The 17,716-nt window shown below is 67.9% G+C and carries 19 protein-coding genes; 14 read left to right on the top strand and 5 right to left on the bottom strand.

Annotation, left to right across the window (positions count from 1 at the left end):
* Window positions 1-15 precede the first annotated feature (15 nt).
* The 5 genes from trbF (at window position 16) to OOZ63_RS20080 (ending at window position 3,866) form a co-directional block, all read left to right on the top strand.
* Window positions 16-720, top strand: a complete 705-nt coding sequence (gene trbF / locus OOZ63_RS20100; protein ID WP_266007389.1) for a conjugal transfer protein TrbF — start codon at window positions 16-18, stop codon at window positions 718-720.
* A complete protein-coding gene (trbG, locus tag OOZ63_RS20095; RefSeq protein ID WP_266007388.1) occupies window positions 717-1,784 on the top strand; it encodes a P-type conjugative transfer protein TrbG in 1,068 nt (355 codons plus the stop codon). The genes trbF and trbG overlap by 4 nt, the downstream gene beginning before the upstream one ends.
* A 2-nt stretch (window positions 1,785-1,786) precedes the next feature.
* Window positions 1,787-3,097 carry a TrbI/VirB10 family protein gene (locus tag OOZ63_RS20090; protein WP_266007387.1) on the top strand — a complete coding sequence of 437 codons (1,311 nt, stop codon included), beginning with the start codon at window positions 1,787-1,789 and terminating at the stop codon, window positions 3,095-3,097.
* Window positions 3,094-3,372 carry a DUF2274 domain-containing protein gene (locus tag OOZ63_RS20085; RefSeq protein WP_266007386.1) on the top strand — a complete coding sequence of 93 codons (279 nt, stop codon included), beginning with the start codon at window positions 3,094-3,096 and terminating at the stop codon, window positions 3,370-3,372. The genes OOZ63_RS20090 and OOZ63_RS20085 overlap by 4 nt, the downstream gene beginning before the upstream one ends.
* Before the next feature lie 161 nt (window positions 3,373-3,533).
* Window positions 3,534-3,866 carry a DMT family transporter gene (locus OOZ63_RS20080; RefSeq protein ID WP_266007385.1) on the top strand — a complete coding sequence of 111 codons (333 nt, stop codon included), beginning with the start codon at window positions 3,534-3,536 and terminating at the stop codon, window positions 3,864-3,866.
* Window positions 3,867-3,874: 8 nt separating this feature from the next.
* Here OOZ63_RS20080 and OOZ63_RS20075 read toward each other — a convergent pair whose 3' ends face one another.
* Complete coding sequence (locus tag OOZ63_RS20075; protein WP_266007384.1) at window positions 3,875-4,528, bottom strand: TetR/AcrR family transcriptional regulator; 654 nt, start codon at window positions 4,526-4,528, stop codon at window positions 3,875-3,877.
* A 60-nt stretch (window positions 4,529-4,588) separates the two neighbouring features.
* On the opposite strand from OOZ63_RS20075, the gene OOZ63_RS20070 reads away from it, so the two are divergent.
* Complete coding sequence (locus OOZ63_RS20070) at window positions 4,589-5,818, top strand: arabinose transporter (RefSeq protein ID WP_266007383.1); 1,230 nt, start codon at window positions 4,589-4,591, stop codon at window positions 5,816-5,818.
* Window positions 5,811-6,542 (top strand): siderophore-interacting protein, encoded by a 732-nt coding sequence (locus OOZ63_RS20065; RefSeq protein ID WP_266007382.1) that lies wholly within the window; start codon window positions 5,811-5,813, stop codon window positions 6,540-6,542. The genes OOZ63_RS20070 and OOZ63_RS20065 overlap by 8 nt, the downstream gene beginning before the upstream one ends.
* A 128-nt stretch (window positions 6,543-6,670) precedes the next feature.
* Here OOZ63_RS20065 and OOZ63_RS20060 read toward each other — a convergent pair whose 3' ends face one another.
* Together OOZ63_RS20060 and OOZ63_RS20055 are read right to left on the bottom strand one after the other, a co-directional pair.
* Window positions 6,671-8,002 (bottom strand): sensor histidine kinase, encoded by a 1,332-nt coding sequence (locus OOZ63_RS20060; protein WP_266007381.1) that lies wholly within the window; start codon window positions 8,000-8,002, stop codon window positions 6,671-6,673.
* A complete protein-coding gene (locus tag OOZ63_RS20055; protein WP_266007380.1) occupies window positions 7,999-8,763 on the bottom strand; it encodes a response regulator in 765 nt (254 codons plus the stop codon). The genes OOZ63_RS20060 and OOZ63_RS20055 overlap by 4 nt, the downstream gene beginning before the upstream one ends.
* 201 nt (window positions 8,764-8,964) lie before the next feature.
* On the opposite strand from OOZ63_RS20055, the gene OOZ63_RS20050 reads away from it, so the two are divergent.
* The 7 genes from OOZ63_RS20050 (at window position 8,965) to OOZ63_RS20020 (ending at window position 15,249) form a co-directional block, all read left to right on the top strand.
* A complete protein-coding gene (locus OOZ63_RS20050; RefSeq protein WP_266007379.1) occupies window positions 8,965-9,423 on the top strand; it encodes a DUF2147 domain-containing protein in 459 nt (152 codons plus the stop codon).
* The gene (locus OOZ63_RS20045; RefSeq protein WP_266007378.1) at window positions 9,420-10,136 is read left to right on the top strand and encodes a cytochrome c biogenesis CcdA family protein; all 717 of its coding nucleotides are present in this window, start codon (window positions 9,420-9,422) and stop codon (window positions 10,134-10,136) included. Before OOZ63_RS20050 ends, OOZ63_RS20045 begins: the two co-directional genes overlap by 4 nt.
* Before the next feature lie 2 nt (window positions 10,137-10,138).
* A complete protein-coding gene (locus OOZ63_RS20040) occupies window positions 10,139-10,699 on the top strand; it encodes a thioredoxin family protein (protein WP_266007377.1) in 561 nt (186 codons plus the stop codon).
* A 33-nt stretch (window positions 10,700-10,732) separates the two neighbouring features.
* A complete protein-coding gene (locus tag OOZ63_RS20035) occupies window positions 10,733-12,043 on the top strand; it encodes a serine hydrolase domain-containing protein (protein WP_266007376.1) in 1,311 nt (436 codons plus the stop codon).
* On the top strand, window positions 12,040-13,902 hold the full coding sequence (locus OOZ63_RS20030; protein ID WP_266007375.1) for an AMP-binding protein: 1,863 nt from the start codon (window positions 12,040-12,042) through the stop codon (window positions 13,900-13,902). Before OOZ63_RS20035 ends, OOZ63_RS20030 begins: the two co-directional genes overlap by 4 nt.
* Window positions 13,903-14,123: 221 nt before the next feature.
* Complete coding sequence (locus OOZ63_RS20025) at window positions 14,124-14,567, top strand: hypothetical protein (protein WP_266007374.1); 444 nt, start codon at window positions 14,124-14,126, stop codon at window positions 14,565-14,567.
* 22 nt (window positions 14,568-14,589) lie between these two features.
* A complete protein-coding gene (locus tag OOZ63_RS20020) occupies window positions 14,590-15,249 on the top strand; it encodes a hypothetical protein (protein WP_266007372.1) in 660 nt (219 codons plus the stop codon).
* 42 nt (window positions 15,250-15,291) lie between these two features.
* Here OOZ63_RS20020 and OOZ63_RS20015 read toward each other — a convergent pair whose 3' ends face one another.
* On the bottom strand, window positions 15,292-16,446 hold the full coding sequence (locus OOZ63_RS20015) for an alpha/beta hydrolase family protein (RefSeq protein WP_266007371.1): 1,155 nt from the start codon (window positions 16,444-16,446) through the stop codon (window positions 15,292-15,294).
* Window positions 16,447-16,608: 162 nt separating this feature from the next.
* A complete protein-coding gene (locus OOZ63_RS20010; protein ID WP_266007370.1) occupies window positions 16,609-17,634 on the bottom strand; it encodes an SDR family oxidoreductase in 1,026 nt (341 codons plus the stop codon).
* Window positions 17,635-17,716 lie beyond the last annotated feature (82 nt).

Here is a 17,716-nt window from a genome sequence, read left to right as displayed (position 1 = left end):
CCAGGAGAACCATCCATGCGATTCAGACGACCACAGGTGCGCTATGCCGACACGCCGCAGCCTGCCACTCCCTATCAAGCTGCCGCTCAGGTCTGGGACGAGCGCATCGGCTCGTCCCGCGTGCAGGCGAAGAACTGGCGGCTGATGGCCTTCGGCAGCCTCACCCTTGCGTTGCTGATGGCCGGTGGGCTGGTGTGGCGCTCGGCGCAGTCCATCGTGACGCCCTACGTGATCGAGGTGGACCAGGCCGGTCAGGTGCGCGCCGTCGGTGAGGCGGCCACGCCGTACAGGCCCGGCGATGCGCAGATCGCGTTTCATCTGGCGCACTTCGTGACGCTGGTGCGCTCCCTGTCCATCGACCCGATCGTGGTGCGGCAGAACTGGCTCGACGCCTACGACTACACGACCGACCGGGGCGCAGCCGTGCTCAACGACTACGCGCGCACGAACGATCCGTTCGCGCGCGTCGGCAAGGAGTCGGTGACGGTGCAGATCACGAGCGTGGTGCGGGCAAGCGACTCGTCGTTCAACCTGCGCTGGACCGAGCAGCGCTTCGTGAACGGTGCGCCGGCCGGCACCGAACGCTGGACCGCCAGCGTCTCCACCGTCCTGCAGACCCCGCGCACTGAGCAGCGACTGCGCAAGAACCCCCTGGGCATCTACGTCAACGGCCTGTCCTGGAGCCGCGAGCTGGATGCCAACGAAGGAGCAAAACCATGAATTCACGTTTGCACGGATCCGTATTGATGTCGGCCTTGCTGGCATCCGCACTGGTGGCGACCGGCTGCGCCACCAGCGGCAAGCCGCCGCCGGTGATCGCGCTCGACGAGCCTGTCCTGGCCCAGCCTTTGCCCGAACCGCCGAAGCCGGTCGAGGTCGTGGTCGTCCCGCAACCGCTTCCATTGCCGGCGCAGATGAAGCCACTGCCACAGGTTCTGGACGCACAACAGGGTTTGCCGGCACAGCAGACGCAAGACGGGCCACCCGCGCCTGAACCCGCCGACGAGAAGCTGCGGGTGTCGCGGGCCAACGCCGAGGCACGCATGCCGCCGACGCGGGAGGGTTACGTCAACGCGATCCAGGTCTGGCCCTTCACGGATGGCGCGCTGTACCAGGTCTATGCAGCGCCAGGCCGTGTGACGGCCATCGCGCTGCAGCCCGGTGAGGAACTGGTGACGGTGGCGGCCGGAGACACCGTCCGCTGGATCGTTGGGGACACGTCCAGCGGAACCGGTGAGGCCCTGCGCGTGAGCGTGCTGGTCAAGCCCATCCGCTCGGGCCTGAAGACCAATCTGGTCGTGACGACGAGTCGGCGAACCTATCTGGTCGAGCTGACCTCGACGGAGAAGGCCTGGATGGCCTCGGTGTCCTGGGAGTATCCGAAGGACCGGATGTTGGCGCTGCAACGTCAGGCCAGCCAGGCGCAGGTGGCCGCGCCGGTGGATGTCGGGTTGTCGTTGGAGCGCATTCGCTTCCGCTACGCAATCAGCGGCAGCAATCCACCGTGGAAGCCGCTGCGAGCCTTCGACGATGGCGAGAAGGTCTACATCCAGTTCCCGGCCGGCATCGCGCAGGGCGAGCTACCGCCGCTCTTCGTGATCGGGGCACAGGGGGATGGGCAACTGGTGAACTACCGCTTCCGGTCGCCGTACTACGTGGTGGACCGGCTGTTTGGCGCTGCCGAACTTCGCCTTGGCGCTGACAAAGGCGATGTGGTGCGCATCGAGCGCACGGATGGTGTGACGGGCGTGACCGGCTCAGCGGGCACCTCGCGGAGGAACTGACGATGAGCCAGGACGAAACACCTGACCTTGCCCTGCCGCGCGCGGACAAGGTGGCGCCGGAAGCAGTGGCGCTGCGCGCGCAGCCGCGTCCGGTCACGCGGCTGAATCGGCGCACGCTGGCTATCCTCATCGGCGGCCTGTCGGTCGCCGTGCTCGGGGCCACCATCTGGTCGCTGCAGCCGGCGCAGCGGCGTGGTGGCAAGGATCCGACCGAGCTGTACAACGTCGATCGGGTATCGAAGCCCGAAGAGTTGGATCAGTTGCCGAAGGACTACTCGAAGCTGCCGCCGAAAGTCCCGGAACTTGGGCCACCACTGCCGGGTGACCTGGGGCCGGTGATCGTGAAGGCGCAATCGACTGCCGGGCCTGCGGTCGCTCGGTATGGCGCGCCGGATCAGGACCCGGGTGCGGCCGAGCGGGACGCCGCGCGCAAGGAGGCCGAAGCTGCGGCCGGATCGTCGGTGTTCTTCCGGTCGAGTGGGCAGCGCGCTGCGCCAGCGCAAGCCGGCCCGTCCACGACCGTTGCTTCGGCCAGTCCGTCATCCCGGATAGCCGGCTTCGATCCGCAGGGCGCCGGGCTGGCCTCGACGGCGGCGCAGCCGGCGGCTACCAATGATTCGACCGCTGCGCAGAACCGGCAAGACCAGAAGGAAGCCTTCCTCAAATCCGGTTCTACGGAAACCCGCAATGCCGGCAATCTGAAGCTGCCGGCGTCGCCGTACCAGGTGATGGCCGGCACGGTGATCGCCGCGGCGCTGGTGACGGGGATCAAGTCGGATCTGCCGGGCGACGTGATCGCCTCGGTGACGGAGCCGGTCTACGACACGGCCACAGGGCGTTTCCTGCTGATCCCGCAGGGCTCACGCATCCTGGGGCGCTACAACAGCCAGGTGAGCTTTGGGCAAAGCCGGGTACAGGTGATGTGGAACCGCATCATCCTGCCGGACACGTCGTCGCTGACGCTGGACAACCTGGCAGGCAGCGATCCGGCAGGCTATGCCGGGCTGGAGGATGGCGTGGATTGGCACTGGGACCGGATCGTGGCCGGGGCGGCACTGACGACGCTGCTGGGCGTGGGGGCCGAACTGGCGGCCCCGGAGAACCGCCAGGAGGGCAACCGCATCGTGATCGCGGGGCGTGACAGCCTGCAGGACAGTGTGAACCATGTGGGGCAGGAACTGACGCGGCGCAACTTGAACATCCAGCCGACGCTGACGGAGCGGCCGGGCTTGCCGGTGCGGGTGATCGTGAACCGCGATCTGGTGTTGCGGCCGTATCAGCCGTTGTTCTTCCAGCGGGGAGTGACGCCATGAGCACGGCCAAGAAGCTGCGGCTGGGGCCGTTGCCCAAGACCGAGAGCGTCAAGCTGGCCTTCAATTGTCCGGCGAGCCTGAGAGCTGATCTCGACCGCTATGCCGCGCTGCATGTACAGACCTACGGCGAGCAGGTGGATGCGGCAACGTTGATTCCGCATATGCTGCAGGCGTTCATGGCGGGAGACCGCGGCTTCGGAAAGCGCGCAGTCGCAAGAGCCGACACGCCGCGCCAAGCGCGTGCGTCGGCAAACCTTGTTGATGTATCGGATTGATCGCCGTCGTAACGGGCCGTCTTGCTCGCCTCTTTGCGCCGCGCGTCTCCTGCGGTGTGCGCGACATGCGTATGGCTCCGGTAAAATCCCGCTCACTTGGGATACCGCCTGTTCCGACTTCCCGGCCACGCCCGGTATGCGCTGGCCGCGAAGGGTATCCCATGCGTTCATCCTCCACGGCTTGGTGGCTGCTGGCCGCCAGCGTTCTCGCCGAAGTGCTCGGCACCGTCGCCTTGCGGCATGCCGACGGCTTTACCCGCTTCCTGCCATCGCTTGCCTGTGCAGCGCTATACGGCTTGGCGATCTGGCTCATGTCCCTGTCGGTCCGGCATCTCGACCTCGGGCTGGCCTATGCGGTGTGGGCTGGTGCCGGCACGGCACTGACTGCCTGCGTCGGCATCTGGCTTTTCGGCGAGTCCATGCACGCGCCGCGCTTGTTGGGAATCGCCTTGATCGTGGCTGGAGTGGCCGTGCTCAACCTTTCGGCACGCTGAGGCTCGCGCTATCTGCATCCAGTCAGATAGCGCATCAGCACCTGCACGATAGCCGCCTCTACCGCGTCGGCTTGAAACATCGCCGGCGGCTCGATCACAGCCGAGTGCACCAGCGACTCCATGGTCTGCAAGACCATCCAGGTTCCCAGATCCAGATCGTCTAAGGCTATCTCGTCGCGGTGTGTCTCGAGGAGCTGGCGCACCTGCCGGAAGATGCCGCCGTCGGCCACGCTCTGATCGCGTGGAGCATCGAAGAAAGGGAACTCCTTCTCCAGCACCCGGTGCAGCTCCGGCGCCACGCGGTGCGCCGCCAGCAAGGCGCGCACCATCGCCTGCACGTGGCCGTGCAGCCCGTCCGGCCGCTCGGCGGCCAGCACCGCCGCGATGGCGGCGTACATCTGCGCCCCGTGCCGCTCGTGCAGCGCCGTGACCAGCGAATCCTTGTTCGGGAAGTATTGGTAGACCGACCCCACGCTCACGCCGGCCCGCTCGGCCACCACGTTGGTGTTCGTGCCGGCGTAGCCGCGTTCGGCCAAAACGCGAGCTGTTGCTTCAAGAATTGCCTCCACCATGGCCTGCGAGCGCGCCTGACGCGGCAGTTTGCGAGGCAAAGGCAGCGGTCCGGCGCCGGACGGCGAATGCGAGTTTTCAATGCGAGCCATGGCTCATATTCTCCTGGACATCTGAATTGAGTTTTTACTCGCATTGAAAGGGAAAGTCACATGTCTTCTTCGCATTCGTCTCGTTCGGCGGCGGCGCACCACGCCGCCGCTGCCGCGCCGCCGGTCAACGTGTTTCTCCGGCTGCTGCCGTTGACCTTGGCGGTCTTCGTCGGCTTCCTCACCATCGGGCTGCCGCTGCCCGTGTTGCCGTTGCACCTGAGCCAGCACCTGGGGCTGGGAGCCCTGGGCGTCGGCGTGCTCGTGGGCAGCCAGTTCGCGGCGGCGCTGCTCTCACGCGCCTGGGCAGGCAACCTGGCCGACACCCGCGGGGCCAAGCGCGCGGTCGTCTCGGGGCTGCTGCTGGCGACGGCGTCCGGCATCGCCTACCTGGTCTCCCTGGCGTTTGCTGATGCACAGGCGGCGGTCTGGACGTTGCTGACGGGCCGCCTGCTGCTCGGCTGCGCCGAGAGCCTGATCGTCACCGGGGCGCTGGGCTGGGGCGTGGGCATGGTCGGCCCGCAGAACGCGGGCAAGGTCATGGCCTGGGTTGGCATCGCCATGTACGGCGCCTATGCGGCCGGTGCGCCGGCCGGGGTCGCCGTCAATGCGCGCTGGGGGTTCACCGGGATCTCGCTGGCGACGGCGCTGATCCCGCTCGTCGCGCTGGCGATCGTGCTGGGCTTGCGCGGCACGGCACCGGCGGCGCACCGGCGCACGCCGTTCTACAAAGTGCTCGGGTCGGTGTGGGTCCCTGGCTTGGGGCTGGCCCTGTCCAGCGTGGGCTTCGGCGTGATCACCACCTTCGCGGCGCTGCTGTTCTCGGACCGGGGCTGGGGGCCGGCTTCCATGGCCTTCACGGCCTTCGGCGTGGCCTTCATCGCCGCGCGCCTGTTCTTCGGCCACCTGCCCGACAAGCTGGGCGGCGCGCGCGTCGCGCTGATCTGCATTCCGTTCGAGGTGCTGGGCCAGTTGCTGATCTGGGGTGCGAACGACGTGTCCCTCGCGGCGGTGGGTGCGGCCCTGACGGGATTTGGGTATTCGTTGGCATTCCCGGCCTTTGGAGTCGAAGCCGTAAAACGAGCACCACCGCAGGCGCGCGGCGTGGCCATGGGCGCCTATGTGGCATTCCTGGATATCTCGCTGGGCATCACCGGGCCGGTGGCGGGGTTGATCGCGAGCAACGCGGGCGTCGGCGCGGTGTATCTGGTGGGCGCGGCGGCTGTGGCGCTATCGCTTGGCGTGGCGCTCCATCTTCGGCTGCGGCCTGCCGCTGGAGGCCATCATGCTTGACCGGCTGGCCGCCAAGGGGCGCCAGCGCGCGCTGGGCACGGTGCTGAACGTGGAGGCCGTCACGCCGCACATGCGGCGGATCAGGCTCGGTGGCGCGGAGATTGCAGCTTTCGTGCAGGGCGATGGGGTCGATGCGCCGGGTGCATGGGTCAAGCTCTTCATACCGTCCGGCGAAGGCCGGGCCTACACGCTGCGCGCGGTCGACCGCGAGGCCGGGACGGTGTTGATCGATCTGGTCCTGCATGGCGAGCGAGGCGACGGGCCAGCGTCGATGTGGGCTGCACAGGCCCGGGTGGGGGATCAGGTGAGCATCGCCGGCCCGCGCAGCGGGGGCTTCGCGCCACCGGGGGATACGCAGTGGCTGCTGCTGGCAGGCGACACGACCGCCTTGCCGGCCATCCAGTCGATTGCCGGGGCGCTGGATGCTTCCGTGCAAGTGGAGGCTTATGTCGAAGTCAATGGTGTGGCGGAGCAGCAGCCGATTCCCACCGCCGCGGATTGGCGGACGACGTGGCTTCTGACCGACCCTGACGAGCCCGGTCGAAGGCTATGCCAGCAGTTGTTGCATCACCCATTGCCGTCGGAGCCAGGCTACATCTGGCTTGCCGGAGAGGCCGCGGCGGTGCGCGAGTTGAAACTGCACTTCCAGGAGCGGGGCATCGAGCGGCACCGGCTCAGCGCAAAAGGGTACTGGCGGATGGGAAGTGCGGATCATCGCGATTGAGCAGCGGCCGGTCCAGGAACCACGTACTGCCGGGCGTCGGCCGGGACGTCGCACCTGCGCCGTGCGAGTGCGGCATGGCAACGTCAATCCGATTCGCCTGCGCAGCAGGCGCGCTGGGCGGCTGCAAATCAGGGCACCGGGCTCCTGAACCTCACGCAGGCCGTCAGCCCACCGCCTTCGCGCGGCAGCAGGCTGAATTCCGCATTGCAGACGTGCGCCAGCCGCTGGACGATGGCCAAGCCCAGCCCGGTTCCACCGGTGGCGGGGTTGCGCGAGCCCTCGATGCGGTAAAACGGTTGCATGACCTTCTCGCGCTCCTGCGGCGCGATGCCTGGCCCCCGGTCCATCACCAGGATCGCATGGCAGTCGTCCTGCTCCACCAGTTCGACCTCTGCGGCGCCTGCAAATTTGATGGCGTTGTCCACCAGGTTGCCGACGATGCGCCGCAAGGCCCGGGGCCGGGTGCTCAGCGCCGCCGGCGCGCCGCCGCGCCAGGCCACGGCCTGGCCAGCATCACAGGCGTCGGCGACGCAACTCTGCAGCAGCGCCACGATCTCGGTCGACGCCTCTGGCTCTTGTTCGGCCTGGGCAGTGCGGGCATAGGCCAGGCCCTGTTCCACCAGATGCTGCATCTGGCCGAGATCCGCGTGCAGCTTGTCGCGCAGCGTCTCGTCGTCCAGCAACTCGGTGCGCAGGCGCATGCGGGTGATCGGCGTCTGCAGGTCGTGCGAGATCGCGCCCAGCATCTGGCTGCGTTCCTCCAGGTGTTCGTCGATGCGCTGGCGCATTCGGTTGAACGCCTCCGCTGCCCGCGCCACTTCGCGCGGGCCGGTTGGATCAAGCGGCATGCCAGGCCGGCCCGGCACCAGCGCGCCGGCTGCTTCAGCCAGGCGCGCCAGCGGGCGCGTTACCTGCCGTATGGCCAGCCAGCAGCCGCCGGCGAGCAACAGCAACTGGGCGGTCAGCGCGGCCAGCAACCACGGAGACAAGCGCAGACGCGGTTGCGCCAGATCGACGATGACGGGCGTGCCGTCCTGAAGGCGAAGAACCAGGCGCAACTCGACGCCGGCTTCCTCGGGCGCGACGGCGGTCACTGGCTGGGACAGGGCCTTGGACAGCGTCTGCGTGACCGAGCGCGCCAGTTCGCTCTCGCGCAAGGAGGCGGCGCCCACGTTCGAACCCGCGATCGACGGCGCGCCCGCTTCCACCCCCAGCCGCAGTTTGTAGTTGGTGCGCTGCAGGCGCGGCAGCCAGCCGGCGCGCTCGGCCCGCGGCAGGCGATCAAGCATTGCCACCGAGGAGGCGACGTCTGCGGCAAGATACGACACCATCATGCCGCGCATCGCCAGGCTGCGCTCTGCCAGCACGAACGCGAAAGTCAGTGCCTGGGCGAGCAACAGGCTGCTGACCAGGATCAGCACGAGACGGCCGAACAGGGTGCGCGGCCGGTCGCGGATCATGACGGCGCCTCATCGCGCGAGGCGGTCGAAGGCATGCCCTCGACTGCCATGCAGAAGACATACCCCTCGTTGCGCACGGTCTTGATGTAGCGCGCATCGCGCGGCCCGTCGCCCAGCCGTTGGCGCACACGGCTGACCAGCAGATCGATAGAGCGGTCGAACACGTCGGCATCCCGGCCCTGGGTCAACTGCAGCAGTTGCTCGCGGCTGAGGATGCGCTGCGGCTGCTGCAGCAGCACGCGCAGCAGCCGGTACTCGGCCCCCGAGAGCGAAACCACTGTTCCCGCGGCATCCACGAGATGCCGGCCAACCGTGTCGAGCGTCCAGTTGCCGAAGCGCAGGTGCGGCTGCGGCGCCTCGGCGGCGAGGATCGGCGGCATCATGCGGGTGCGCCGTAAGACCGAGTTCACACGCGCCAGCAACTCGCGCGCTGCGAAGGGCTTGGTCAGGTAGTCGTCCGCGCCCAGTTCAAGGCCCAGGATGCGGTCGGCCTCGTCGGAGCGCGCGCTGAGCACCAAGACCGGCAGCGCGGGCCGGCCCGGCGCACGCAACTCGCGACACAGGCTCAGGCCATCTTCGCCGGGCAGCATCAGGTCCAGCACCACCAAGTCGATGCGTTCACTGGCCAGCACGCGCCGCATCTCGCGCCCGTCCGCTGCACCGCTGGCCTTCAATCCCTGGCGCGTCAAGTACTCGCCCACCATCGCCCGGATCTCGGGGTCGTCGTCAACGATGAGGATGTGGTCGGGTCTTTGCGACACAGGCTGCGGCTCCAAGGAAAAGGTTCTGGACTGCAAGCGTGGCATGGCTGCCGGGGCCGGGCAATGGGGAGATTTGTATCCCAATTTGTCCCTCTGCCGATGCGATACATGGGAATGCACAACGGCCCCTGGCGGACAAGCCGCGCACACATCCCGGGCGCCCAATGCCGCCATCCCAACCAGAACTGAAACGGAGTTTGCATGCAGAGCCATCACAGCTTCTCAGTCCTCCCGGCCGCCATGCTGATACTTGCCGCCGCTCATGCCGACGCGCAGGGGCCGGTGCACCACGGACGCTGGATCACCGAGTCCGGCAACCTGGAAGTCGAGATCGCGCCCTGCGGCGACACGTGGTGCGGCACCGTCACACGCGTGCTGGCCAATCGCTCGATGAGCGCGCCGGGCAAGGACATGGACGCGGCCGACAAGCGCCCGGCACTGGGCATGAAGATCCTCACCGGCCTGCGCCCGGCGGACGAGGGCGTGCTGGTCGGCGAGATCTACAACCGAGAGAACGCCAAGACCTACAGCGTGCGCCTGACGATGGACGGTCCCGCGCAGATGCTGGTGCGGCCCTACGTCGGCATGCCACTGTTCGGCAAGACCCAGCTCTGGCAGCGGTCGGCCGGGCCGGGAACGGCGAAGGAAGTCACACCATGATGGAAGCCGCCCTGACTCAGCCCGCGCTCGCATTCGCGGCCGGTCTGCTCACGGTGGCCGCGCCGTGCGTATTGCCGCTGCTGCCCGTGGTGCTGGGTGCGACGGCGGCCGGCGGCCCGGGCGCCCGGCCGGTCTTCATCGCGGCAGGCTTCGCGCTCTCCTTCACCGCGCTCGCCCTGGTCTTCGAGTCGGTGCAGCACCTGCTTGGTCTGGAGCAGCAGACCGTGCGTGACGTTGCCGCGCTGCTGCTGGTGGCATTCGGCCTGTGCATGGTCTGGCCCTCGGCGTTCCAGCGTCTCTCGGCGACTCTGAGCGGCGTACTTGGCCGAGCCGTCAGCATCGGCGACCGGGCGGGTGCGGGCTGGGTTGGCGGGCTGCTGGTGGGCATCTCGCTCGGCGCGGTATGGACGCCCTGTGCCGGGCCTGTGCTGGCCACCATCCTCACTCTGGTCGCCGCACAGGCGGACTGGGGCACGTCGGCGGCGCTGCTGGGACTGTACGCGCTGGGCGCGGCGCTGCCGATGCTGGCCATCGCCTATGGCGGCCAATGGATGCTGGCCAGGGTGCGCACGCTGACGCGCCACACCCATCGCCTGCAGCAGACGATGGGTGTGGTGGTGACGGCCGTGGGGCTTCTCACCTTTCTTCAGTACGACACGCTGGTCACGCTCTGGCTGTCGGGCTTCTATCCCTCTTTCTCCACGGGCCTGTGACCATGACCGATCTCTCGCTTTCCAACCCGGCGCGCCGCTGTTTCCTGGCGGCTCTGGCCAGCCTGGCCGCCAACGCTCCGCTGACCGCCGGGGCCAGCCCGGATGGCCTGCACGACTGGGGTGACGCGCCGGACTTCCAGGGCATCACGCAATGGATGAACACGCCGGCGCTGAGTCTGACGCAGTTGCGCGGTCAGGTCGTGCTGGTGGACTTCTGGACCTTCGCTTGCATCAACTGCCTGCGCACACTGCCGCAGGTCAACCGCTGGGCCGAGACCTATCGCGCTCAGGGCCTCGTCGTGGTCGGCGTGCACACGCCGGAGTTTGCCTTCGAGCGCTCGGCCTCTGCCGTGCAGGCCGCCATGAAGCGGCACAGCGTCAGGCACCCGGTGGCGATGGACAACAACTACGCCACCTGGAAGGCCTACGAGAACACCTACTGGCCCGCTCACTACCTCGTCGACGGCCGAGGCCGCATCCGCTACCGGCACTTCGGCGAGGGCGAATACGCCCGGACTGAAGCCGCCATCCAAGCGCTGCTGGCACGGCCCGGGCGCGTCTGAACCCCAACCCGATTCACCCAACCAAGGCAAGCCATGCAATCACTCTTTCGTTCGACGCTGGCCGCCGTGCTGCTGAGCAGCACGCTGGCCCACGCCCAGACGCGCCCGCAGTTGCCCCCGCCGCAAGCCACCGACCCGATCGCGCTGAAGCTCATGCAGGGCTTTCCGCCGCCGCCGGACAAGACGGTGCGCCTGGCGAACGTGCTGCAGTACCCGAATGCCCGCTGGGCCTTCCACCACATGCGAGAACTCGGCCCGACCGCCGCGGTGTGGCGCGGGGCGGGTACACCGTCGGCGTTGCCGCAGGCCGCGCGCGACCTGGATGTCATCCGCTTCGACGACGGCGGCGGCCAGCAGGTCGGCCTGACGGACTGGCAACGTGACACCTACACCGACGCGCTGCTGGTGCTGCATCGCGGCCGCATCGTCTACGAGCGGTACGCCGCCGGCATGCAACCGCAACAGCCGCACGCCCTCTGGTCGCTGAGCAAATCCCTCACGGGCCTGCTCGCCGCACAGCTGATCCACGAAGGCCGCATCGATCCGTCGGCGCCGGTTACCCGATACCTGCCGGAGGTGAAGGACTCGGCCTGGGGCGACGCTACGGTGCAGCAGACCCTGGACATGACGACCAGCGTGCAGTACGACGAAGACTTTGCCAGGCCGGGCTCGGGCATCTTCCAGTACCTGATCGCCGGTGGGCTGCTGCCCGCGCCCGCCAGCTACTCCGGCGCGCGCAGCATGCTCGCCTACCTGCCCACGGTGGCCAAGGCCGGCGAACACGGCGCGGGCTTCCAGTACAAGACCGTCGACACCGAAGTCATCGGCTGGCTGCTGCAGCGCGTGACCGGGCAGCGGCTGGACGAGCTGCTGTCGCAGCGCCTGTGGCAGCCACTGGGAGCGGGCGAAGACGGCTACGTCTGGGTCGACGGCAGCGGCGCGCAGCTGGCCAGCGTGGGCGTCGGCGCCACCGCGCGCGACCTTTCGCGGCTGGGCGAGATGCTTCGGCTGCAAGGCCGCTTCAACGGACGTGAGGTGCTGGCGCCCGCCGTCGTGGCCGAACTGCGCAAGGGTGGCGACGTGGAAAAGTTCAAGGCTGCTGGCCAGACGATGCGTGCTGGCTATTCGTACCACGACTTCTGGTGGATCCCGCACGACGCCGACGGCAGCTTCGAGGCCAAGGGCCTGAACGGCCAGCACGTGCACGTCAATCCGGCGGCCGAACTGGTGGTGGTGAAGCTGTCCTCGCATCCGGTGCCCAACACGGCGTACACGCACGTGCAGGATCGGCGGGCCTTCGCCGCCATCGCCGCGGCGTTGCGCGAGACGGGGAAGGCACCATGATCCGGCGGCCCGCCGATGCGTCGCGGGGCGCACGCGCCTTCGACGGCACGACGCTGCAGGACTGGCTGCCGGTGAGCAACGTGTTCGACGCGCTGGCGCTGTCCGCCGCAGCGCATGCCGAACGTCCGGCGCTGGCCTTCCTGGCCGAAGCCAGCCACGAGGAGCCACAGCGCGTCATCAGCTATACGGAGTTCGTCGGCAATGTCGCGCGTGCAGGCAATCTGTTGCGCAATCTGGGCCTGGGGCCGCGCGACGTGGTGGCCTATCTGCTGCCGGCGCTGCCTGAGACGCACTACCTGTTGTGGGGTGCCGAGACCGCCGGCATCGCGTTGCCAATCAATCCGCTGCTGCAGGCCGAGCACATCGCGGCGTTGCTGCGCGCGGCCAGCGCGAGACTGCTGGTGGCTCCTGGGCCGATGCCGGGCACAGACCTCTGGGCCAAGGCCTGTGCTGCCCGCGCCCTCGCGCCCAATGTGCGGACGCTGATGCGCTTGGGTGGCGGGTACGCGGCCGACGCCGACGCCGACTTCGCCGAGGCGTTTGCGGCCAGCCCGCCGACGCTGGACTTCGCACCGCCGAGCCTGGATGACACGGCCGCCTACTTCCACACGGGCGGCACGACGGGCGCACCCAAGCTGGTCGTCCAGACTCACCGAAACCAACTGGCCGCGGCCTACGGCGGGGCCGTCGCCATCGGCGCCCGCCCTGACGACGTGATGCTCAACGGCCTGCCGCTGTTCCATGTGGCGGCGACGATGTTCGGCAGCCTGTCCATGCTGCTGGCCGGTGCGCAGATCGCCATCCTGACGCCGCTGGGCTTTCGCCAGCCTGGCGTGGCTGAGAACTTTTGGCGCCTCGCTGCAGCGCTGCGGGGGACGCTGCTGGGGGGCGTGCCGACGGCGTTCAAGGCCGCGCTGGCGCATGCGCCCGCAGGGGCAGACCTGTCGCGCGTGCGCACCAGCGTCTGCGGCGCCACTTCCACGCCGCCCGGCGTCGCCGCGGGCGTCGAGGCCTTGACGGGCAACCCGATGCGCGAGGTCTATGGCATGACCGAGTGCGGCGGCGTCATCTGCGTCGACCCGGTCTGGACCGAACGCGTGATCGGGTCGGCCGGGCTGCCGATTCCATTCTGCGAGGTGCAGGCGCGGCGGCTGGATGGCGGGCTTCCCGGGCTGGCTCCGTGCGCGCCTGGCGAAGCGGGCATGCTGGTCGTGCGCGGGCCGAACGTCTCGCCGGGATACCTGCAGGACGGCAATGATCATGAGGCGTTCACGCCAGACGGCTGGTTCATCACCGGTGACCTGGGGCGCGTGCAGGGCGACGGGTGCGTCTTCATCACCGGACGCACCAAGGACCTGATCATCCGCAGCGGGCACAACATCGATCCGGCACTCATCGAGGACTGCCTGCGAAGGCACCCCGCCGTGGCCGACGCGGCGGCTGTCGGCATGCCCGACGCCTACGCCGGGGAGGTGCCGGTGGCCTATGTGGAGCTCCATCCCGACCTGCATGCCGGCGAGGACGAACTGCTGGCCCACGCCGTGGCGTGCATCGCCGAGCGGCCCGCGCTGCCGCGCTGGATCCGCGTGCTGGAGCGGTTGCCGTTGACGGCCGTTGGCAAGCCGTTCAAACCCGCGCTCCGGATCGACGCGGCGAGAACGCACTTCGCTCAGGCGCTGCGGGGCCTGCCCGTCGAGCTGCTTGAGGTGCTCGACGATCCCGCGCGAGGGCTGCTGCTCAGGCTGCGGCTTGCCCCCGGACAAGCCGGACAGGACGCCATGCGGGACCTCGTCGGCGAGCGCCTTCGCGACTACGCCGTCGCGATCGACTTCGCGCAAGATCCACTCTCCGACCTGTGACGATGCGTGGTCGCACCGAAGGGGCGACGCCGGTGTGCGGGCGGGCTTTCGAGCCCGTGTCCGCTCGGGTTGCCGCGGTGCTGTCTGTGAACCGCGAAGCAACGAATTGAGTCCGAGTTTCGCTGCTGATCGAGCGATGGCGCGGCTCAAGTGCACCGAATATCCACCAAGTTGGGCGTGAAGTCGCTCGACCCCCGTGTTCAATGTTCAAGGAGGCAGTGATGCAGATCAGTCGCACCGCAGCATATGTTCCCGCCCTATCTCAGGCCGGAGCGCGCAGCGGCGCGGCAACATCACCCAGCGCAACCACTGCGGCGTCCGATAGCCCGGCGTCATCCGACACCGGCATTCAGCGAGCCGACTTCACGCACATGACCCGGCAGGGTCTGTTCGATTGGATGAACGGGCAGATCAAGAGCGGCCAGATGTCGCTGGACGACAGCAGCGGCCTGCTGGGCATGACGCTCAAGATGCCGGCGGACGGTGCCGGCAGACCATCCGCCCTGGATGACAGCGAGCGGGTCGACTTCATGGCGCTGGCGCAAGATGGCATGGCCTGGGCGCGCCAACATGGCGAACAGTCTCAACTGCAGGTGCTGCACAAGGCCATCGCCGTCATGCAGCAGCACCAGGGCGAGCCGGTCCATCTGGACCTTCGCGCGTGACGACGGCAGAAAGGAACCGGACATGCTCATCCAGAGCACGAACGCAGCCCTGTCGTCCTACGGCGCATCGTTCAAGTCATCTCAAACCCGACAGGAATCATGGGCACCCGCAGCGCCGGGCACCAGCACCGACACGATCACGATCTCTGAGGCTGCGAAGCGGATGCTGTCGAACTCTGGCCCGGCCTCTGGCACAGACGAAGTCCAGAAGCAGCTCGACGCCATCAAGAGCAAGCCGGCCGTGCAGCGATCTGATGCGGACCGGGCCTACTTGTCGGAGCATGACGACCGGTTCACCGAACTCCAGGAGAAGGTCCAGGCCAATGGGCTCGGGTCGTTGACGTCCGGCGAGGTCGACTACATGCAGAAAGCAGGTGGCCTTGTCAACACGATGGCGTACCTATCTCCGAAGGAAAGGGCCATCTACGACGATCTCGTGTCCAAGGGCAACACGGAGGCGGCACAAGGCCTGATGCTGGTCGGCATGTCGCGCATCGGCATGGAAGGCCAGCAGGTGACGCTGCCGGGTGGTCAGACCTTCGACCCCACCAAGACGGAGGTGACCGCCGACAACGTCCGCAACCTGTTCAGGCAGATGTTCGTCGATGCGAGCGGCAATTCAGATCGCCTGTTGGAGGCCTTGGCATCGGCACTGGATCAGCGGCCGGCGAACATGACGTGACCGACTTGGGAGTACCTTCGAGCAGGCTACGAGCGCCTGCCCTCAGTTCGGCGTCGACAGTTCGCGCGACTCCGCCACCCTCGACCAGAGCCAATCGGCGGCCATGCGCAGATGGTCCCGCATGTTGCCTTCCGCGGTGTGGCCGTCGATCGCATAGCTGAGCTCCGTCACCGACAGGCCCAGTGCTCGCAGGCTCGCGGTCTCGTCCGTGGCGGTCAGGTCCTCGAGCAATCCATTGATCATCAGCACGGGCTTGCGTTTCGCGGCCGGCCCGATGGGCATTGCCTTCGACAGCGCATAGCGGGCGTAGTGCATGCAGATCGCATCGCGCGGTGCCGTTGGAGCCAGGCCTGCGAACACCGCATACGCCATGCCGACCGACGACGGAACCCGCAGGCAATGGCTGTTCGAGAAAGTGGACTCCACGGGACCCGCCACGTTCACCACCGCCGCGATCCAGTCCGCCTGCAGACCGCCCAACGTGGCCAGGTAGCCACCCATGCTCCAGCCATAGACCCCGACCCGTGACAGGTCGATCTCGGAGCGGCCCTTCAGCGCGTCCCGTGCGGCGTTCAGCATGCGCCAGGCTTCGGGGCGGAAGGAGAGCGTGTTCTCGCCCGTGTCCGGGTTCTCCAGCACCAGAGTGGCGAAGCCTCTGGCGCGCATCGCGGCGACGTGCCGGGCCATCTCGGTCTTGAAGTTGTCCAGCCCCCCGAACACGATGACCAGCGGCGCCCGGGTGTTGTGCGATGCCGGTGGCTGGAAGTATCCGACGAAGCTCTTGCCGTCGAGCGTGGCCTCGATGCGCTCGGGTGCAGCCCCCGTCAGTTGCATGGCGCGCTCCGAAGCGCGCAGGTCGTCCGTGGGCGCCTGCTGGGGCCGGCGGGTGAGCTTCCCGTAGAACGCGGCCTTGCGCCACTCGCCGGCTGCGGCAAGGGAGGCTTCCGAGCCAGGAACCAGACCGCCCGTGTCCAGGCGGCTGGCCACCTGGGCATGCGCGTCCGCCTGTGCCCGGAATCGCGCCACAAGTTCCTGGTGGCTTCCCGGTCGGGGGACTGCCGCGACGATCTCATCGAATGCCGCGGGCGCGATGCCAGCGTCTTCGAGCCACCAGCACAGGTTGTATTTGAAGATCGGCGGCAGGCCCTGGATGCCGTCAGGATATGCGGCGAAGCCGGATTTGCAGAACGCGGTCATGGACGGCGCGGTCTGTGCGTGCGCAGCTGGCGCCAACAGGGCCGCTGCTGTTGCCACGGCGCCCATGCCCTTCGCGAGCTGCCGCACGGGGGGCGAGGAGTGTTTGCAAGGATGGAAGGCGCTTCATGGTCTGCCTCGTTGGTACAGGGTGGAAAGAAATGGTCAGGGTGTCCGCAAGGACAGGCGGCGCCGGTGCCACGCCACCGCATCCCGCAAGGTGTCTTCTAGCGGGCGGAACTGGATGCCCAGCTCCTCCCGGATCCTTTGATCGGAGAAGCGCCGGGAGCGGTCGCGCCCGATGTTGTTCACCGTGGCCAGGCTCAACAGCACCGGCCGACCCGTCAGGCGGGCGTAGGCCTCCTGGGCGAGTGCAATGCCAGTGAGCAAGGCCCGCGGCAGGCGGCGTGTCGGTGCCGGGATGCCTGTGACCTGCGCCATGGCGGTCATCAGATCTCGCATGTGCATGGCACGGCCGGCCGCCAGGTATCGGCGCCCGGCCGTGCCCTGCATCGACGCGGCGAGCATCACCTGGGCGACGTCCCGCGCGTCGACCACCGAGAAGGACGCGTCAACTACGCCCGGCAGCTTGCGCGACAGAAAGTCGCGAATGAATTGGCCCGCCGAGGTCGGACCTTCATCGCCGGGACCATGCATCCAGCCCGGGATCACCGTGACGACGTGCATTGAAGGATGCGCGTGCGCGAATTGCGCGACCACCTGGTCGCAGAGGATCTTGCTGCGGTAGTAGGCATCCACCGCGTCCTCCGGTGTTGCGAGATCGTCTTCCTGCAAGGTGACGCCGGTGGCGTTGCGCAAGGTGGCGATCGAGCTGGTGTGCACCACGCGTGGCACGCCGGCTGCCGCGGCGGCGAGCAGCAGTTGCCTCGTGCCGTCCACGTTGACGCGCATCAATGCCGCTTCGTGGGCCCCGCCTTGGTAGCTCTCGCGGAAGTAGGCCGCCGCATGAAAGACAACGTCCACGCCAGAGAGGTATCGGGAAAACGCTGCAGGGTCCAGCAGATCGCCAGTGATCGGCTCGATGCCCTGTGTGGGCAGGTCGGCGAACTGCGCTTGAAACTTCGAGGCGCTGCGGGCCAGGGCCTTCACGTGCCAGCCCTCGGCAAGCAACAGTCGCACGAGGTTGTTTCCAAGCAGACCGGTCGAACCGGTCACGAAAGCGATGGTCATGGCTTTGGCGGGGCAGTGGGTGCGCGCCAGAAATTGGCGCTGGAGAAACACCTTATTTCAAATACCGATCGGTATCTTAATA

This window comes from Paucibacter sp. PLA-PC-4, assembly GCF_026241155.1.
Classification (GTDB): Bacteria; Pseudomonadota; Gammaproteobacteria; order Burkholderiales; family Burkholderiaceae_C; genus Roseateles_E.
The sequence above is the reverse complement of the archived record's forward strand: the minus strand, read 5'-3'. Positions and strand labels throughout refer to the sequence as shown.

What these genes read in the sequence shown, in the direction of transcription:
- OOZ63_RS20020 (WP_266007372.1), top strand. Translation starts at nt 14,590, where the DNA reads ATGCTCATCCAGAGCACGAACGCAGCCCTGTCGTCCTACGGCGCATCG.
- OOZ63_RS20015 (WP_266007371.1), bottom strand. Translation starts at nt 16,446, where the DNA reads ATGACCGCGTTCTGCAAATCCGGCTTCGCCGCATATCCTGACGGCATC.
- OOZ63_RS20080 (WP_266007385.1), top strand. Translation starts at nt 3,534, where the DNA reads ATGCGTTCATCCTCCACGGCTTGGTGGCTGCTGGCCGCCAGCGTTCTC.
- OOZ63_RS20045 (WP_266007378.1), top strand. Translation starts at nt 9,420, where the DNA reads ATGATGGAAGCCGCCCTGACTCAGCCCGCGCTCGCATTCGCGGCCGGT.
- OOZ63_RS20090 (WP_266007387.1), top strand. Translation starts at nt 1,787, where the DNA reads ATGAGCCAGGACGAAACACCTGACCTTGCCCTGCCGCGCGCGGACAAG.
- trbF (WP_266007389.1), top strand. Translation starts at nt 16, where the DNA reads ATGCGATTCAGACGACCACAGGTGCGCTATGCCGACACGCCGCAGCCT.
- OOZ63_RS20025 (WP_266007374.1), top strand. Translation starts at nt 14,124, where the DNA reads ATGCAGATCAGTCGCACCGCAGCATATGTTCCCGCCCTATCTCAGGCC.
- OOZ63_RS20010 (WP_266007370.1), bottom strand. Translation starts at nt 17,634, where the DNA reads ATGACCATCGCTTTCGTGACCGGTTCGACCGGTCTGCTTGGAAACAAC.
- OOZ63_RS20050 (WP_266007379.1), top strand. Translation starts at nt 8,965, where the DNA reads ATGCAGAGCCATCACAGCTTCTCAGTCCTCCCGGCCGCCATGCTGATA.
- OOZ63_RS20040 (WP_266007377.1), top strand. Translation starts at nt 10,139, where the DNA reads ATGACCGATCTCTCGCTTTCCAACCCGGCGCGCCGCTGTTTCCTGGCG.
- OOZ63_RS20035 (WP_266007376.1), top strand. Translation starts at nt 10,733, where the DNA reads ATGCAATCACTCTTTCGTTCGACGCTGGCCGCCGTGCTGCTGAGCAGC.
- OOZ63_RS20065 (WP_266007382.1), top strand. Translation starts at nt 5,811, where the DNA reads ATGCTTGACCGGCTGGCCGCCAAGGGGCGCCAGCGCGCGCTGGGCACG.
- OOZ63_RS20070 (WP_266007383.1), top strand. Translation starts at nt 4,589, where the DNA reads ATGTCTTCTTCGCATTCGTCTCGTTCGGCGGCGGCGCACCACGCCGCC.
- OOZ63_RS20085 (WP_266007386.1), top strand. Translation starts at nt 3,094, where the DNA reads ATGAGCACGGCCAAGAAGCTGCGGCTGGGGCCGTTGCCCAAGACCGAG.
- OOZ63_RS20030 (WP_266007375.1), top strand. Translation starts at nt 12,040, where the DNA reads ATGATCCGGCGGCCCGCCGATGCGTCGCGGGGCGCACGCGCCTTCGAC.
- OOZ63_RS20075 (WP_266007384.1), bottom strand. Translation starts at nt 4,528, where the DNA reads ATGGCTCGCATTGAAAACTCGCATTCGCCGTCCGGCGCCGGACCGCTG.
- trbG (WP_266007388.1), top strand. Translation starts at nt 717, where the DNA reads ATGAATTCACGTTTGCACGGATCCGTATTGATGTCGGCCTTGCTGGCA.
- OOZ63_RS20060 (WP_266007381.1), bottom strand. Translation starts at nt 8,002, where the DNA reads ATGATCCGCGACCGGCCGCGCACCCTGTTCGGCCGTCTCGTGCTGATC.